Below are 17,180 nucleotides of genomic sequence, written 5' to 3'. Positions count from 1 at the left end.
GGCGTTCGGTCGCGGCGGTCGGCGTGCCCGCCAGCCGCCGTGCGCATACCTCGCGCACCCAGGCGGGCCGGTTTTTGCTGGCGTCACACCGATTGGCAAGTGACGATATTGACACTGCCGGTGATCCGGACTGAACGGGGCCGCTATCATCCCGTTGTCATCCGTCTTCCACACTGCGCCATGTTCCCTATCCCGCTTGTCCGTCTGATGCTTGCCGCACTGGCGCTGATCGCATCGCCCCCCTACGTTGAGGCGGCCGGTGCCGCGGCGGCCGGTGCCGTGGCGGCCAATGCCGCGGCGGCCGCACCCGCCGAAACCCGCTTACGCACCGTCTACGTCGGCACGCTTGAAGGCGCGGGCGAGGTGGTGATGGAATTGGAGGGTCAAGGGTCGGACGGCAGCCCCGTGACGGGCCGGTATTTCTATCCGAAGAACGGCGTCGACATCCCCTTGCAAGGCACGCCCGAAGCCCTGGCAGAACCCCGGCTGTTTTATGAACTACAGGAAGCGGGCATCGCCCCGGACGCCAAGGCCGCCGCAGCCGCCACCTGGCAAGGGCACCGCGACGCCGACGGGTATCGCGGCCACTGGGTCGATACCCGCACGGGCAAACAACGCGCCTTCGCGCTGCGCCGCGTGGCGCAGTACGATCCTCGCGCGCTGGCGCCGGGCAGCGGGCAGGCCGTTACCGATGCGATCAGCGGCGGTATGGGCAGCGGCATCGATCACGGCGTAAGCATCAACGCCAACAACGCCCCCTACGAAACCTTGAAGCTGGCCGGCCACGCCCTGCCGGTCGGCGCTGACAGCGGCACGGGCGCCGTCGCCTACCGCATGTGGCGCGACCCCCGCACACAGTTCAGCTACCCGCGCCTGAGCCGCCACCCCGATCCTCAGGTGATGGCCCGCGTCAACGCGCTGCTTGAACAGCGCCACTGGCAGATGAGCCTGGCGGCGCTGGCTTGCAAGGCGTCTGCCTACACCAACGACAATCCGGCCGCCGGCACGCTGGGCAGCTATGACGAGGAAGCCATCACCGTGCAATGGCTATCCACCGCGCTGATGACCGTGACCGAATCCGGCAGCCTGTACTGCGGCGGCGCGCACCCCAACAACCATTTCGAGCCCTACACCTTCGACCTGCTTCAAGGCAAATACCTGGATTGGAACCGCGTGCTGGATGCGTACGTGCCGGGCGAAAACGGATGGCGCGAAGCCAGCCCCGCGCTGCTTGCCTTGATCGACAAGGCCCGCGCGCCGCAAGCCGACATGAAGATCGAGGGCGGTGACGATGATTCGCTGAAGGAATGCTCGGACCTCTGGCCCAGCTACCTGGCCTTGGGAACCGAGGCGCCGGGCGTGCTGACCTTGTCGGTATCCGGCGTGGGCCACGCGATGGGCGTGTGCCTGGGCACGCACGCCACGGTGCCGTTCAAGGACCTGACGCCGTATCTGGCGCCGGGTGGGAAGGCGTATCTGGTGCGCGAGTAAGCGCGGGCAAAGGGTCGGCAAGGCATGGGCATGGCAATGCACGGCAAAGCGCCGGCAATGCGCCGACACAGCGCCGAAACAGCGCCGAGACAGCGTCGGCACATTCCGCCACCGCACGGATCGTCCGGCCTAGCGATACAGCACCGTGGGCAGCCACATGCCGATGCCCGGGAACACGTACAACAGGAAAATCGCCACTACCTGGATCCCCATGAACGGCATCATGCCCAGGAAGATCTGGTTCAACGTCACGTGCGGCGGCGAGACGCCCTTTAGATAGAAGGCCGACATGGCCACGGGCGGCGACAGAAAGGCGGTTTGCAGGTTCAGCGCCACCAGCAGGCCGAAGAACAGCGGGTCGATACCAAAGGCATTCAACAGGGGCACGAAGATGGGCATGAAGATGACGATGATCTCGGTCCACTCCAGCGGCCAGCCCAGCAGAAAGATGATGACCTGCGCCAGCAACAGGAACTGAATCGGCGTCAAGCCCAGCGACAGCACCCATTCTTCGATGATGCGCTGGCCGCCCAGCAGCGCGAACGCGGCGGAAAAGATCGACGAGCCCACGAACAGCCAGCACACCATCGCGGTGGTCTTGGCGGTGAGGAATACGGATTCGCGCAGCACGGGCAGGTTCAGCCGGCGGTAGGCCAAGGCGAGCAAGGCGCCGCCCATGGCCCCCATGGCGGCCGCTTCGCTGGGGGTGGCAAGGCCGAACGCGATCGAGCCCAGCACGGCGGCAATCATCACTGCCAAAGGAAAGAACGAGCCCATCAACATCTTGAAGATTTCCAGCCGCGCCCACGTCAGGGCGGCATAGAACACGGCCAGCACCACCGCGCAGACGGCGACGAATATCCAAAACCCGGTGGGTGCGGGGCGGGACGCAGAGGCGGACGAGTCCGCGGCGCCGGGCGATGGCGGTTCCACCAATTGACCAGCGGAAGGCTGCGCCGACCCGCCGATGGGTGGCTCCGCCAGTCCCCCGACGGGTGGCTCCGCCAGTCCCCCGACGGGTGGCTCTGCCAGTCCCCCGACGGGTGGCTCCGCCAATCCCCCGCCCGGCGGCTCTGCCAAGCCGTCCGCGCCGGGCTCGCTCAGGCCGGAATCAAACCCGCCCGACCCCAACTGCAATTCCGCCGGAATGTCGTATTCCACGATCGGACGCGTCACGCCGTGATGCACCACGGCCACCAACAATACCGTCAGCGCCAGCGGCGCCAACACCGTGACCAGGTTGCGCAGCATGAAGCCGAACGGCACCCCGTGATTGCGCCGGCCCTTGAACAGCGCCGCCACCATGCCCGACAACGCGCGCGTGTAGCCGGCGGCGGCCAGCGTCTTGGCTTCGGGCGACAGCGGCACGCCGCGTTCGCTGACGGGCAGCGGCGGCGCCATGTCGGGACGCAGCTTGGCCACCAGGATCACATACAGCATGTACAGGCCGGCCAGCATGATGCCGGGAAACAGCGCGCCCGCGTACAGCTGCACCACCGACACGCCGGTGGTCGCGCCGTAGACGATGAGCATCACCGACGGCGGCAGCAAGATGCCCAGGCAGCCGCCCGCCGTGATCGACCCCGCCGTCAGGCGCACGCTGTAGCCCGCCTTCAACATGGCGGGCATGGCCAGCAGCCCCATCAGTGTCACCACCGCGCCGACGATGCCGGTGGCCGTGGCGAAGATCGCGCACGTGGCCAGCGTGGCAACCGCCAGCGCGCCCGGCAGGCGCGCCAGCGCCAGATGCATGGACCGGAACAACTTTTCGATCAGGTTGGCGCGTTCGACCAGGTACCCCATGAACACGAACAGCGGAATCGAAATCAGCGAATCGTTGGTCATCGTGGCGTACGTGCGCTGCACCATCAGGTCCAGCGTCTGCCCCACCGACCGACCCGCGTCGGCGCTTTGCATGTAGTACGCCAGGAAGGTGAACAGCACGCCCATGCCCATCAGCGTGAACGCCGTGGGAAAGCCCAGCATGATCGCCACCACGATCAGCGCCAGCATCAACAGCCCGATGTGCCCCGTGGTCAGTTCGCCCCACGGCGTCAGGAACGCGATCATCAGCAGCACGATTCCGATGCACGACAAGCCGAACCACAAGGCCTTGTGAATTTTCATCGGCGCGGCTCCCCGGGCGGGGTCACGTAGCGGTCAAGCTGGACGATGTCTTCGTCTTTGACGTGCACCATTTTCTTGAGCTTGTCCACGTCCACTTCCTCGACATCTTCCTCGCGCGATGGCCACGCCCCGCGTTGCAGGCACAGCACGCAACGCAGCACCTCGGCCACGCCTTGCAGCAGCAACACCGCGCCCGCCACGGGGATGAACGCCTTGAACGGATAGATGGGTGGCCCGTTGGCCATCAGCGAGGAATGCTCGCCGATGGCGATGGAGTAGCCGGCGTAATACCAGCCCGCCCAGACCAGCGCGATGGCGCCGGGAAAGAAGAACACCAGGTACAGCAGCACGTCCAACCCCGCCTGCACGCGCGGCGGCAGAAAGCCGTAGAGAATGTCGCCGCGCACGTGGCCGTTCTTGGCCAGCGTGTAGGCGCCGGCCATCATGAAGAGCACGCCGTAATACATCATCTGCATGTCGAACGCCCACGCGCTGGGTTGGTTCAGCAGATACCGCGCCGCCACCTCCCAGCACACGTGCAGGGTCAGCACAACGATCAGCCAGGCAAAGGTCTTGCCGACGATGGTGGAGACGCGGTCGATCAGGCGGATAAGACGAAGCATCGAGGGGCCTGGGATAAGGTCAGGCCGGCTTGCTGGTGCGCGAAAAATAATGGTTGTAGGCCATCCGGTAGTTGACCGAGGTATCCCCGTGCCAACGCCCCACCCGCTCAGCAAACGCGCGCTGCGAATCCAGCACTTTCTTGAACAGCGGATTCTCGGCGGAACGCTTGGCGATCATCTCGTCCCAGATCTTCAACTGCTGCTGCAAGATGGCGTCCGGCGTCTTGTAGAACTTGACGTTGTGTTCCTTCTGCAGCTTGATGTAGTCCTGCGAATAGCGGTTTGCCGCCTTCCACGACATATCGGCGCTGCTGGCCTGCGCCGCGTAGCTAAGCACGTGCTTCAAGTGCGGCGGCAGCGAGTCGTACTTGGCCTTGTTGAACAGCACTTCAAACTGCTCCGCGCTTTGGTGAAAGCTTTGCAGCATGCAGATCTTGGACACGTCTTGAAAGCCTAGCGCCAGGTCGGACGACGCGTTGTTGAACTCGGCGCCATCGAGCAGCCCGCGATCCAGCGCCGGCACGATTTCGCCGCCGGGCAAGGCGTTCACCGCCGCGCCCATGGCCGTGTACATGTCGATGGCCAGGCCCACCGTGCGGAACTTCACGCCCTTGACGTCTTCCACCTTGGTGACCGGGCGCTTGAACCATCCAAACGGCTGCGTCGGCATCGGGCCGTACATCAACGACACCACGTTCACGCCCATGGCCTTCTGGATTTCGGTCAGCAATTCCTTGCCGCCGCCGTATTCATGCCAGGCCAGCAACATGTTGGCATCCATGCCGAATGACGGCCCCGAGCCCCACAGCGCCACGGCCGTGTTCTTGCCGTACCAATAGGCCACGACGCCGTGCCCGCCGTCCAGCGTGCCGGCCGATACCGCGTCCAGCAGGTCGAACGCCTTGACCACCGCGCCGGCCGGCAAGACTTCGATCTTCAACTGGCCGCCGGCCATGTCGTTGACCTTTTGCGCATAGTCGCGCGCGAACTCGTGAAAGATGTCGTTGGCGGGCCAGGTGCTTTGGAACCGCAATGAAACCGGCGCATTCTGCGCCCGCGTGACGGCAGGGAAACCCAGTGCGGCGGCGCCGGCGACGGCAGCGCCCGAGATGAACTTGCGGCGGGGCTTTGTGACGTGTTGCATGGCTACTTGTCTCCTTGGTGGACTACATGGACCAGCGTGTAGTAACTGCACCTGCGGGGGACGCGGGGAAACGCCTGCTGCGAGCTTCCCGGTGTCGGGGCTACGACTGCGTTGCAACTTTGTGCTGATTAAACCTTCCTGACTAACGGCTGACAATCAGCTGTTTGTCAGGACTTACCCTAGCCGAATGACCTAGCGCGTTTGGTCGCAATAAAGCAAGCGCGCCGCCATGTGCGGACATGGCGGCGCGCGGGCAAGAACGCCGTTCGGCGTGCGGGTGAATCAGGTCGGGCGGCGCACGGCGCGCACCTTGCCCGCGTTGCCGCCGCCGCAGAAAAAGCGGTCGGCGCCGTCGGATTCCAAACCCGACACGCCCACGCCTTCGGGCATGTCGATGCTTTCCAGCACGGCGCCCGTGTCGGGCTCAAGACGCCGCAATTCGCGTGCGTTTTCTTCCCAGGTGCCGTGCCACAGCTGGCCGTCCACCCACGTGACGCCGGTCACGTAGCGGTTGGAATCGATGGTGCGCAGGACGCGGCCCGTCTCCGGGTCCACCTGGTGGATCTTGCGTTGTTGGTACTGCCCGACCCACAACGAGCCGTCGGCCCAGGCCATGCCCGAGTCATCGCCGCCGCCCGGCGCGGGAATGCTTGCCAGCACCTTGCCGCTGACCGGGTCCAGCTTCTGTATTTTTCCTTCGGCGATCTGATAGAGATGCTTGCCGTCGAAGGCCGTGCCGGCGTTGGCCACGACGTCCAGCGTGCGCAGGGTTTCGCCGGACTCGGGGTCCAGCGCAATCAGCATTTCGCCCAGCGCGACCCACACATGGCGACCGTCGTAGCTGACGCCATGCACGGCGTCGGCACCGGGGAACGGGCCGTATTCACGGACGATTTCAGCTTGGCTTCGTTTCATGGTTGCTTCCTTGAAAGAGGGGAAACTTCATCCTACTGACCGGGCATGAGAGTGGGGAGTAACAAGCTTGTCGTGAACGCCGGCACGCTGGGCGTCGTCCAGCGGCGCGCCCTGCCGTGGCCCAGCGGCAGCACCTGGCCCGACGCGGCCAGCGCATCCAGCGCCCGCTGCACGGTGCGCTGACTGGCGCCCAGCGCCAGCGCCAGGGCCGAGCTGGACCAGGCCTGGCCGTCAACCAGGCAAGCCAGCACTGCGGCATGATCCCGGTCGGCCACGTCGACCGGACGCGCCAGCACGATGACGCCCAGATCGGCGTGGGGTCGCAGCGCAAAGCCGTCACGCGTGGCGGTCACCGCCGCCAATGGCCGCAACGCGGTCCGCAAGCGTCCGATTTCCACACGCAGGCGGGCGCGATGCGAATCGTCTTGAAAGCCGGTGCGAAAAGCGCGGGCAATCAGGAATTCGCGGCTGACGTCGTGTGGCCAGCCCTGGGCAAGCAACCGCGCCAAGGCAAACAGAATCGGGCGGCTGGCCAAAGGCACGATCCGTTCGCCTTGCCGCACGGCATTGCGGCACGCGTCGATGATCAGCGCCGGGGACGCCAGCAGCGCCTCGGCGTCAGCCAGCGTCAGGTCGCGCGTGCCGTCCGGCGTGACGTGACGGGCGGCCACCGCATGCAGCGCCTGCACGGCGTGGTCCACTTCGGCCACCAAGGCGGGCACGCCGGCCTGGCGCGCGGCGTGCTCGGCACGGGCCAGCGCCGCTGCGGCGTCGTGCGCGCGCACCCGGCGCAGCGCGATGCCGCCCGCGATCAATTCGTGGATCGCGCGGGACGCGGCAGGCATGGCCGGGGCGTCCACGCCGGCCAGGGCCCGGTCGGCTTCGTCCAGGCGACCCAGCAGCAATAGCCGCCGCGCCTGCAAGTAGGCGGCGTGCGCCGCGTTGACGGGGTCGCCGTGGACGGACAAGGCGGTGCGAGCGGCGGCCAGCGACTTTTCGGGCCACGCCAGATCGCGCGAGGCCAAGGCCACTTCGGCTTCGGCCACGATGCAACGGGCGCGCGCGGCCGGGTTCGCTGGCCCGAATGCACGCGCGGCCTTGCGCAACAGCGCGTTGGCCCGGGCGAAGTCGCCCAGTTGCGCCATGGCGATGCCGCGCAAGGCCAGCGCCGGGGCATCGTCACGCAGCGACACCTGGTTCAGCGCCGTCAATGGGTCGCCGGCGGCCAAGGCACGCGCCGCGCGGGTGATCGGCAAATCGATGGAGTGCTCAGGCAACTGGAGTTTCCCTGTATGGGCTTGGGCTTGGGCTTGGGCCTTGGCTTCGGCTTTGGCCTTGGCATTGGCCTCGGTCTCGCCTGGGTCCGGGCTTCGGCCTTGGCTTCGGCCGCGCACCAATCTACCACCGCTTTCCGTGGCCTGATCTTCTGCTCCGCCAGCCCCGGCCCTGCCGCCGCCGCCCGCCCCCTGCCGCCCTGCCGGCCCGCGCCTTCGGCCCAGGCGCGACGCTGGTGGCAAGCACGACGCGTGCGTGGGGGCAAGGGATGCGACCCCATTTACATGGTCACCATGGTTCCCCCACCCTTGGGCGGCCCGCCAGCGTGTAAACTCCCCCCTTTTTGACTCTGGTGGTATGTTGCAAGCCCCACAGCGCACAGGTTTAAGCGGCCCGACGCTCATTCGCTTGCTGACTCGCCTGACGGATGTCGACGTTCCGGAATCCAGGCAATCGTTGTCCGACCATTTGAGCCAGTGGCTTGGTTGGACGGACGCGATCGCACTGTCCGCGGCCCTGAACACGAGCCCGCCGGTGATCGCCCCCGGCGCGCGCATGTTCGGTAGCGCCGAAGAGCGGGAATGCGCGCGCGTGCGCACGACGCTGGCAGACGCCATCGCCAGCGACACGGCAGCCACAAGCGCCAAGCGGATCGTGCCGGGACAGGCGCCGGCCAAGAAGTCGGCAGCCGTCGAGCAGGCCGAGGCCGATTACTCGAATTTTCGCCAGCGCTACCTGTCGTTGCAGCACACGATGGAAACCAGCGTAGGCAACTTGCGCAGCCGTCTGCGCGGAATGGTTGCGGCCAAAAATGGCGAGATGACCCGTCTGGCCGTGGTGGACGCCATCATGGACCGGGCGCTGCTGCCCAAGGAACGCGCGCTGTTCGGCGCGATCCCCAAGCTTTTGCAGGGGCATTTCGAGCGCTTGCGGCTGGCCGAGGCGGCGGCGTTGGCGCCCGTGGATGCACCCGTGGATGCGTCTGTGGATGCGCCCGTGGACGCACCCGCTGCCGAAGCCGACGCTGCACCGCCCACCGATGGCGCCGCCAAGCTGGAGGACGGCAACGGCAAGGCGCCCGCGCCGGCAACCGCAACACCGCCTGTCACCCCCGGCGCCTGGCTGGACGTTTTCCGCAAGGATATGCGCAGCGTCCTGCTTGCCGAATTGGATGTTCGACTACAACCGGTCGAAGGGCTGCTTGCCGCCCTTCGCGCCAGCTAACCAGGACACCATGTCCAAGACTCTGATCAATTTCGTTGTATTTGTGGCCGGCTTGGCCGTTGTGGGCTGGATTGGCGCGGGCTATGCGGGGACGAACCCGCTGGCGCTGGCCGTGACGCTGCTGATCGGCGTCTGCTATCTGGCGGGCGCTTGGGAACTGCTGCGGTATCAGCAGGCCACCAGCGGGCTGGCGCGCGCCAGCACATCGCTGAACGAACCGCCTGCCAGCCTTGCCTCGTGGCTGGACCAATTACCGGCCAGCCTGCGCAACGCCGTCCGGCTGCGCGTGGAAGGCGAACGGGTGGGTTTGCCCGGCCCGGCGCTGGCCCCGTATCTGGTCGGCCTGCTGGTTTTGCTGGGCATGCTGGGCACCTTTTTAGGCATGGTCGTGACGCTGCGCGGCACCGGCATGGCCTTGGAAAGCGCCACTGACCTGGGCGCCATCCGCGCCTCCCTCGCCGCGCCGGTCAAGGGCCTGGGCTTTGCGTTCGGCACCTCGATTGCCGGCGTAGCCACATCCGCCATGCTGGGCCTGCTGGCCGCGCTGTGCCGCCGCGAACGCGTGCAGGCCGCGCAGCTGCTTGACGCCAAGATCGCCACCACGCTGCGCGTGTACTCGCAAAGCTATCAGCGCGAAGAATCGTTCAAGCTGCTGCAACGCCAGGCCGAAGTCATGCAGCGCCAGGCCGAAGCCATGCCCACGCTGGTTGACCGCCTGCAAGCCATGATGCAGGGCATGGAACAGCAGACGCGTTCCCTGAACGAACGCCAGTTGGCCAGCCAGGACGCGTTCCAGGGCAAAGCCGAGGCGGCGTACGCCCGCCTGGCTGCCGTCATGGAGCAGTCCATGAAAGAAGGCGTGGCCGAAAGCGCGCGCTCTGCCGGCGTGGCCTTGCAGCCAGTGGTGCAAGCCACGATGGAAAGCCTGTCGCGCGAAACCGCCAGCCTGCAAGACACCGTGGCCCAGGCCGTGCAGCAGCAACTGAGCAGCCTGACCTCGGGCTTCCAGGCGTCCACCAGCAATGTGGCCGACATCTGGAACCAGGCGCTGGCCGGCCAGCAACGCGCCAGCGAGACGCTGGCGCAAGATCTGCGTGCCTCGCTGGACCGCTTTGCCGAAACCTTTGAACAGCGCTCGGCCGCCTTGCTGGACGGTGTGTCGGCGCGGCTGGAAGCGTCGTCGGGCAACCTGTCCGAGGCCTGGACGGCGGCGTTGTCGCGCCAGGAACACGTCAGCGAAAAGCTGGCGGGCGACAATCTGCAAGCGCTGACGGCTGCCGCCGCCAGCTTCGAAAAACACTCGGCATCGCTGTTGCGCACACTGAACGATTCGCACAGCTTGCTGCAATCGGAACTGGCCTCGCGTGACCAACAACGCCTGGCCGCCTGGACCGAAACGCTGGGCGCCATGGGCGCCACGCTGCGCCAGGAATGGGAGCAGGCCGGCACGCAAGCCGCCACCCGGCAACAGGCCATCAGCGACACGCTGGCGCAGACCGTGCGCGACATCAACGCCCAGGCCGCCGCGCAAGCCAGCGTGCTGGAAGCGGTGTCGGCCCGCATGGAAGCCGCCGCCAATAACGTGTCTGACCGCTGGAACACTGCCCTGGATCGCCAGAGCGAAGTGGCCGAAAAGCTGGCTGCCGACAACCAACAAGCCCTGACCACCGCCGCCGCCGCCTTCGAGCAGCATTCTGCATCGCTGCTGCGCACGCTGGACCAGTCGCATGCGGAACTGCAAGCGGCGTTGGCGTCCAAGGACGAAGCGCGTCTGGCCGCCTGGACCGAATCGCTTGCCGCTACGGCTGCCACGTTGCGCGCTGAATGGGAACAGGCCGGTGCGCAGACCGCGACTCGGCAGGAAGCCATCAGCGCCGCGCTGGCCGGCACCGCGCGCGACATCGGCGCGCAAGCCCAAGCGCAGGCGCAGCTGCTGCAAAACGTATCGACCCGCCTGGAATCCGCCGCCAACAGCGTGTCGGACCGCTGGAACACCGCGCTGGATCGCCACAGCGAAGTGGCCGAAAAGCTGGCCGCCGACAACCAACAAGCCTTGACGACCGCCGCCGCTGCGTTCGAGCAGCATTCGGCATCGCTGCTGCAAAAGCTGGATCAGTCGCACGCCGATCTGCAAACGGCGCTGGCCGTCAAGGACCACGAACGCCTGGCCGCCTGGACCGGCACGCTGACCGCCATGGCGGCCACGTTGGGGCAGGAATGGAAGGCCGCGGGCGACCATACCGTGGCGCGCCAGCAGGAGATCAGCGATGCGCTGGCGCTGACGGCGCTGGACGTCACCGGCCAGACCGAAGCGCAGGCGCGCCTGCTGGAAAGCGTATCTGCCCGCCTGGAAACCGCCGCCAGCAGCGTGACGCAGGCGTGGACCGAGGCGCAGGCGCGCCAGGAACAGGTCAGCGCCAAGCTGGCCGCCGACAACCAGCAAGCCCTGACGAGCGCCGCCGCCACGTTCGAGCAGCACGGCGCATCGCTGCTGCAAAAGCTGGATCAATCGCACGCCGATCTGCAAGCCGCGCTGGCGTCCAAGGACGAAGCGCGCCTGGCTGCCTGGACCGGCAAGCTGGCCGCGCTGGCCGATGCGCTGGGCCAGGAATGGGAATTGGCGGGCGCGCAGGCCGCCACCCGCCAGCAGGAATTGGCGCAGGCGCTGGCGCACACCACGCAAACCCTCACGGCGCAGGCCGAGGCGCAGGCAAGCGTGCTGGAAACCGCGTCCACCCGCCTGGAGACAGCGGCAAGCCAGGTCACCCAGGCCTGGACGGACGCCCAGACGCGCCAGGAGCAGGTCAACCAGCAACTGGCCGACGGCAACCAGCAGGCGCTGGAGGCCGCCGCCGCCACGTTTGAACAGCATTCGGCATCGTTGCTGCAAACGCTGGACCAATCCCACGCCGATCTGCAAGCGGCGCTGGCCGCCAAGGACGAAGAACGCTTGGCCGCGTGGACCGGCAAGCTGGCCGCCGTTGCCGACACGCTGGCGCAAACCGCCAACGACATCACCGCGCAAACGCAGGCGCATGCCAGCGAAACCATCACCGAAATCGGCCGATTGGTGCAAGCCGCATCGGAAGCGCCCAAGGCCGCCGCCGACGTCATCGGCGAACTGCGCCAGAAGCTTTCCGACAGCATGGTGCGCGACAACGACATGCTGCAAGAGCGCAACCGCCTCTTGGAAACGCTGGACACGCTGCTTAACGCCGTCAACCACACCGCCGCCGAACAGCGCACGGCCGTGGACGCGCTGGTGGCCTCGTCGGCCGAGCTGCTGGAACGCGTGGGCACGCAGTTCACCGACCGCGTCCAAGCCGAGACCGGCAAGCTGACCGATGTGGCTGCGGCAGTGACCAGCAGCGCCGTGGAAGTGGCCAGCCTGGGCGAATCGTTCGGCGCGGCGGTGCAGCTGTTCGGCGAGTCCAACGACAAGCTGGTGGCGCACCTGCAACGCATCGAAGCGGCGCTGGACAAGTCCATCGCGCGCGGCGACGAGCAACTGTCCTACTACGTGGCGCAGGCGCGCGAAGTGGTGGACCTGAGCCTGATGTCGCAAAAGCAGATCATTGAAAACCTGCAACAGCTGGCCACCCAGCGCGCCACCGCCGGAGAGCAGATCGCATGAGCGAGGACATCGACGGCGGCGTCGAAGCCTCCGCACCGGCCTGGGCCGTCTTCGGCGACTTGATGTCGGTGCTGCTGGGCGCGTTCGTGCTGATTCTGGTCAGCGTGATCGGCGTGCAGCTGCAACTGTCGACGCAACTGGAAGAAGAGGTCAAGCAACGCCAGGAAGAAACGCAGCGGCGCGAAACGCTGGAGCAGGCGCTGGCGGGGCCGCTGGCCGCCGGCCGCGTGACCTTGATCAACGGCCGCATCGGCATCAGCGGCAGCGTGCTGTTTGCCTTGAACTCGGACCAGTTGCAGCCCGAAGGGCGCGAGGTCTTGAAGACACTGATCGAACCGCTGGCCGCGTACCTGAAGACGCACGACGAAATCCTGATGGTCAGCGGCTACACCGACGACCAGCAGGTGCGCGAAGGCAACCGCCGCTTTGCGGACAACTGGGACTTGTCGGCGCAGCGCGCGCTGACGGTCACGCGCGCGTTGATCGACGAAGGCGTGCCGTCCGCCACCGTGTTCGCCGCCGCCTTTGGGTCCGAGCAGCCGGTGGCGTCGAACGCCGACGAAGCCGGCCGCGCCAAGAACCGCCGCGTGGAAATCACGCCCATCCCCAAGCCGTCCAATGAGCCGGGAAAGCCGCGTGAACAGTAACGACGATATCGGCGGCGCGGTGGATGCCGTGAATGGCGTGGACGGCGTGGACGCGGCGGATGCCGTGGACTCGGTCGATGCCGTCCAGGCCGCCCACGCCGTGGATACCGCGGGCGCCGCCGACGCGGCGGACGCAGCGGGCGTTGACGTGCCCACGCTGGCGGCACAAGCCACCCTGGACGCCTGGGGCGACAGCGGTGCCGACCGCCTCGACCCGGTGCGCTTTCGCTTTCTTCAAGCCATGGCGCGGCGCACCGCCCCCCTGCAAGGCCTTGCCCGCCAACAGCTGGAGGACAAGTTGGACACGCATCTGCGCGCTTATGCGCAGCTGCTGGAGGCAGTGGAGCCGGACGCTTCGACGATGGATTCGGCCGAGGCATCGCCTGCCGCCTCTGCCACCCCCCAAACCGCCCCCGCCGCGCTGACCGAGCTGCTGGCCTACCTGACGTACCCCGACGCCCCGGACAACGACCCGACCTGGGACCGCGATGCGCTTGGCCTGCGCGAGGCGTATCCCGACGTGCAGATGCTGGAGTATTTTCGCGGTGTCTGGTCGCGCGTCAGCGCCGACCGGCAGGTGCGCCAGTCGCAAGAGCAGGTGCACAAGAACGCCGGTCCGCTCAATTCCAACCAGCTGGTGCACCGCGCACTCTCGCTCATGCGCGAGTTGTCGCCCGGTTACCTGCAACAGTTCCTGTCGTACACGGACGCGCTGATGTGGATGGAACAGATCCACGCGGCCACGGCGCCCGCGCCCAAGGAAAGCACGCGCTCGGGCGCCGCGAAAAAGACCTCGCGGGCCAAGGCGCGGCAAGGCTAGCCCGTGCGCCCGGGTTGCCGGCCCTGCCTATAATTAAGCCCATCCGTATCCGGCCACCCCGTCCGGCCACCCATCGCCCCCACCCGCTTTGACGGCCCCGTCGCCGTGCCTCATGTCCACCTTGCCTATCCGTGTGCTGTCGATCATCCCCCCGATGACCCAGCTCAATACGCCCTACCCCTCCACCGCCTATCTGACCGGCTTTTTGCGGTCGCGAGGGGTCACTGCCTATCAGGAAGACCTGGCGCTTGCGCTGGTGTTGCGCCTGTTGTCGGGCGACGGCCTGCGCGCCGTGGCGGACCGGATCGCCACGTTGCCGCTTGAAAAGCACACGCCCGCCATCCAGGCGTTCGTGGCGATGCAGCCGCGCTACCTGGCCACCATCGGCCCGACCATCGCGTTTTTGCAAGGCCGCGATTCCACGCTGGCGCACCGCATCGTGGGCCGTAACTTTCTGCCGGAAGGCCCGCGTTTCAGCACCTTGGACGTCTATATGGACGAAGACGGTGGCGACCCGCTGGGCTGGGCGTTCGGCGCCTTGGGGCTGCAAGATCGGGCCAAGCACCTGGCCACGCTGTACCTGAATGACCTGGCGGATGTGCTGCGCGACGCGGTGGACTCGCGCTTTGAATTCGTGCGCTACGCCGAATCGCTGGCCGGCAGCCAACCCACGTTCGACCCTTTGGCCAACGCCCTGGCCGGCGCGCCCACGCTGGTGGACGACACGTTGCACGGCCTGACGATCGACGCCCTGGCCCGCCATCAGCCAACGATGGTGCTGCTGTCGGTGCCGTTTCCGGGCGCGGTATACGCGGCGTTCCGCATTGCGCAAACCATCAAGGCGCAGGACCCGGGCATCATCACCGTGCTGGGCGGCGGCTTCGTCAACACCGAACTGCGCGAACTGAAAGACCCGCGCGTGTTCGACTACTTCGACTTCGTCAGCCTGGACGCCGGCGAACGCCCGTTGCTGGCGCTGCTGGAACACGTGCAAGGCAAGCGCTCGCGCCAGCGTCTGGTGCGCACGTTTCTGCGCGACAAGGACAGCGGCGCCGTCCAATACGTGAACCTGGTCGAACCGGACGTGGCCTTTGCCGAAGTCGGCACGCCCACGTGGGACGGCCTGCCGCTGGACCGCTACCTGTCGCTGCTGGACATGCTGAACCCCATGCACCGCCTCTGGAGCGACGGGCGCTGGAACAAGCTGACCGTGGCGCATGGCTGCTACTGGAAAAAGTGCAGCTTCTGCGACGTCAGCCTGGACTACATCGGCCGTTACGAGGGCGCATCCGCCTCGGTGCTGGCCGACCGCATCGAAGCCATCGTGCAAGAAACCGGGCAAACCGGTTTCCATTTCGTGGACGAAGCCGCGCCGCCCAAATCGCTGAAGGCGCTGGCCACCGAACTCATCGACCGCAACGCGGGCATTTCGTGGTGGGGCAATATCCGCTTTGAAAAAACGTTCAGCCCGGAATTGTGCGAACTGCTGGCCGACAGCGGTTGCATTGCAGTGTCGGGCGGGCTGGAAGTGGCGTCCGACCGCTTGTTGAACCTGATGAAGAAAGGCGTGTCGGTGGATCAGGTGGCGCGCGTCACGCGGGCGTTTTCCGACGCCGGCATCCTGGTGCACGCCTACCTGATGTACGGCTTTCCCACGCAAACGGTGCAAGACACCGTGGACGCGCTGGAATACGTGCGCCAGCTGTTCGCCAACGACTGCATCCAAAGCGGCTTCTTCCACCGCTTTGCCTGTACGGTGCATTCGCCGGTGGGCAAGAACCCCGAGGAATACGGCGTCACGCTGCAACCCCTGCCGCCCGTCACGTTCGCCAAGAACGACATCGGCTTTCATGACCCCACGGGCGTGGACCACGACGCGCTGGGCCGCGCGCTGAAAAAAGCCATCTACAACTTCATGCATGGCATCGGCCTGGACGAAGACGTGCGTACGTGGTTCCCATTCAAGGTGCCCAAGACCACCGTGTCGAAAAACCGCATCGCCCGCGCGCTCAGCCAGCAAGGCTGAAGCCGGGGCGAACGCCGGCCAGGGCTGGCTCCGGGTGGCTTCGGTTTGCTCCGCTTTGCCCGGGTTGCCCCGTTTGCCCCGTTTGCCCCGTTTGCCCCGTTTGCACGTGATCGTCGCGCGCAGTACTATACGATCCATATACAAACCATATACGGATCGTTCCTTCATGGGCCTCGTCAAAATTTCCGAGCAGATGCATGAGAATCTGCGTGTCGCCAGCAGCGCGCTCAGCCGCTCGATCAATTCCCAAGCTGAACACTGGATGCGCATCGGCATGCTGTCCGAGCTTTACCCTGAGATGTGCCACGCGGACATCTGCCAGTTGCTGATCCGCATCGAACAAAGCGAAGGCTTCACGATTGCATCGCTGTCCCGGCGCACGCCGGACGCCGCCCAGGAGGTTGCGTAAATGGCGCGCAAGGTTTCCATCAAATCCGCCGCTGATATCGCCATGGCCCGCAAGGCAGGCGCCATGGCGGCCGAAGTGCTGCACATGATCGGCGAACACGTGCGCCCCGGCGTCACCACCGACGAGCTCGACCGCATCTGCAACGAATACATCGTCAACGTGTTGAAGGCCATTCCGGCCAACGTCGGTTACCACGGCTTTCCGAAAACAATCTGCGCGTCGGTCAACCACGTCATCTGCCACGGCATCCCGTCGGCCAAGGTGCTGAAAAACGGCGACATCCTGAACATCGACGTGGCCGTCATCAAGGATGGCTGGTTTGGCGACACCAGCCGCATGTACTACGTGGGCCAGCCCAGCCCCTTGGCGCGCCGCCTGGTCAACACCACGTACGAAGCCACGCGCGCCGGCATCATGGCCGTCAAGCCCGGCGCCACGCTGGGCGACATCGGCCACGCCATCCAGACGGTGGCGCATCGCGAACACTTCAGCATCGTGCGCGAATATTGCGGCCACGGCATCGGCCAGATCTATCACGACGAGCCGCAAGTGCTGCACTACGGCCGCCCCGGCGAAGGGCTGGTATTGCAACCCGGCATGATGTTCACGATCGAACCGATGATCAACGCCGGCAAGCCGGCCACCAAGCAGTTGCCGGACGGCTGGACGGTGGTCACCAAAGACCGCTCGCTGTCGGCGCAATGGGAACACATGGTGGTTGTGACCGACACCGGCTACGAGGTACTGACGCCCTGGCCCGACGGCTACGGCGACTATCCGCCGATACCCTGACGGGAAGTGTGACCGTTGCGGCGGGCCGGGCGGCCTGTCGCCCCAACGTCGCG

Annotated in this window: 13 protein-coding genes; 8 read left to right on the top strand and 5 right to left on the bottom strand. The window is 66.4% G+C overall.

Annotated features, from left to right (window positions below; genetic code table 11):
• Positions 1 to 207: 207 nt before the first annotated feature.
• Positions 208 to 1,491, top strand: coding sequence for a hypothetical protein (locus DVB37_RS11815; RefSeq protein ID WP_240434091.1), 1,284 nt, complete (start codon positions 208 to 210; stop codon positions 1,489 to 1,491).
• Positions 1,492 to 1,620: 129 nt separating this feature from the next.
• On the opposite strand, the gene DVB37_RS11810 is transcribed toward DVB37_RS11815, so the two are convergent.
• The 5 genes from DVB37_RS11810 to DVB37_RS11790 form a co-directional block, all read right to left on the bottom strand.
• Entirely contained in the window at positions 1,621 to 3,618 is a 1,998-nt protein-coding gene (locus DVB37_RS11810) for a TRAP transporter large permease subunit (RefSeq protein WP_120155270.1), read from the bottom strand.
• Complete coding sequence (locus DVB37_RS11805) at positions 3,615 to 4,241, bottom strand: TRAP transporter small permease subunit (protein ID WP_120155268.1); 627 nt, start codon at positions 4,239 to 4,241, stop codon at positions 3,615 to 3,617. Before DVB37_RS11805 ends, DVB37_RS11810 begins: the two co-directional genes overlap by 4 nt.
• Before the next feature lie 19 nt (positions 4,242 to 4,260).
• Complete coding sequence (locus tag DVB37_RS11800) at positions 4,261 to 5,385, bottom strand: TRAP transporter substrate-binding protein (protein ID WP_046807489.1); 1,125 nt, start codon at positions 5,383 to 5,385, stop codon at positions 4,261 to 4,263.
• A 282-nt stretch (positions 5,386 to 5,667) separates the two neighbouring features.
• Positions 5,668 to 6,300, bottom strand: coding sequence for a DUF5074 domain-containing protein (locus DVB37_RS11795; protein ID WP_120155266.1), 633 nt, complete (start codon positions 6,298 to 6,300; stop codon positions 5,668 to 5,670).
• A 32-nt stretch (positions 6,301 to 6,332) separates the two neighbouring features.
• Entirely contained in the window at positions 6,333 to 7,562 is a 1,230-nt protein-coding gene (locus tag DVB37_RS11790; RefSeq protein WP_120157463.1) for a helix-turn-helix domain-containing protein, read from the bottom strand.
• 370 nt (positions 7,563 to 7,932) lie between these two features.
• Between DVB37_RS11790 and DVB37_RS11785 the strand changes: the two genes are divergently transcribed.
• From DVB37_RS11785 to map, 7 genes are all read left to right on the top strand, one after another.
• Positions 7,933 to 8,799 carry a DUF3348 domain-containing protein gene (locus DVB37_RS11785; RefSeq protein ID WP_120155264.1) on the top strand — a complete coding sequence of 289 codons (867 nt, stop codon included), beginning with the start codon at positions 7,933 to 7,935 and terminating at the stop codon, positions 8,797 to 8,799.
• A 10-nt stretch (positions 8,800 to 8,809) separates the two neighbouring features.
• Positions 8,810 to 12,433 (top strand): DUF802 domain-containing protein, encoded by a 3,624-nt coding sequence (locus DVB37_RS11780; protein ID WP_240434090.1) that lies wholly within the window; start codon positions 8,810 to 8,812, stop codon positions 12,431 to 12,433.
• Positions 12,430 to 13,080: an OmpA family protein gene (locus tag DVB37_RS11775; RefSeq protein WP_046805914.1), complete on the top strand. Its 651-nt coding sequence runs from the start codon at positions 12,430 to 12,432 to the stop codon at positions 13,078 to 13,080. The genes DVB37_RS11780 and DVB37_RS11775 overlap by 4 nt, the downstream gene beginning before the upstream one ends.
• A gap of 148 nt (positions 13,081 to 13,228) precedes the next feature.
• Positions 13,229 to 13,900, top strand: a complete 672-nt coding sequence (locus DVB37_RS11770) for a DUF2894 domain-containing protein (RefSeq protein ID WP_371683138.1) — start codon at positions 13,229 to 13,231, stop codon at positions 13,898 to 13,900.
• Positions 13,901 to 14,012: 112 nt separating this feature from the next.
• Positions 14,013 to 15,926: a radical SAM protein gene (locus tag DVB37_RS11765; protein WP_120155257.1), complete on the top strand. Its 1,914-nt coding sequence runs from the start codon at positions 14,013 to 14,015 to the stop codon at positions 15,924 to 15,926.
• Between the two features lie 166 nt (positions 15,927 to 16,092).
• The gene (locus DVB37_RS11760; RefSeq protein ID WP_046805912.1) at positions 16,093 to 16,335 is read left to right on the top strand and encodes a ParD-like family protein; all 243 of its coding nucleotides are present in this window, start codon (positions 16,093 to 16,095) and stop codon (positions 16,333 to 16,335) included.
• Entirely contained in the window at positions 16,336 to 17,127 is a 792-nt protein-coding gene (gene map / locus DVB37_RS11755) for a type I methionyl aminopeptidase (RefSeq protein WP_046805911.1), read from the top strand.
• Positions 17,128 to 17,180: the final 53 nt, after the last annotated feature.

This window comes from Achromobacter sp. B7 (assembly GCF_003600685.1).
GTDB classification, from domain to species: domain Bacteria; phylum Pseudomonadota; class Gammaproteobacteria; order Burkholderiales; family Burkholderiaceae_B; genus Achromobacter; species Achromobacter spanius_B.
The sequence above is the reverse complement of the archived record's forward strand: the minus strand, read 5'-3'. Positions and strand labels throughout refer to the sequence as shown.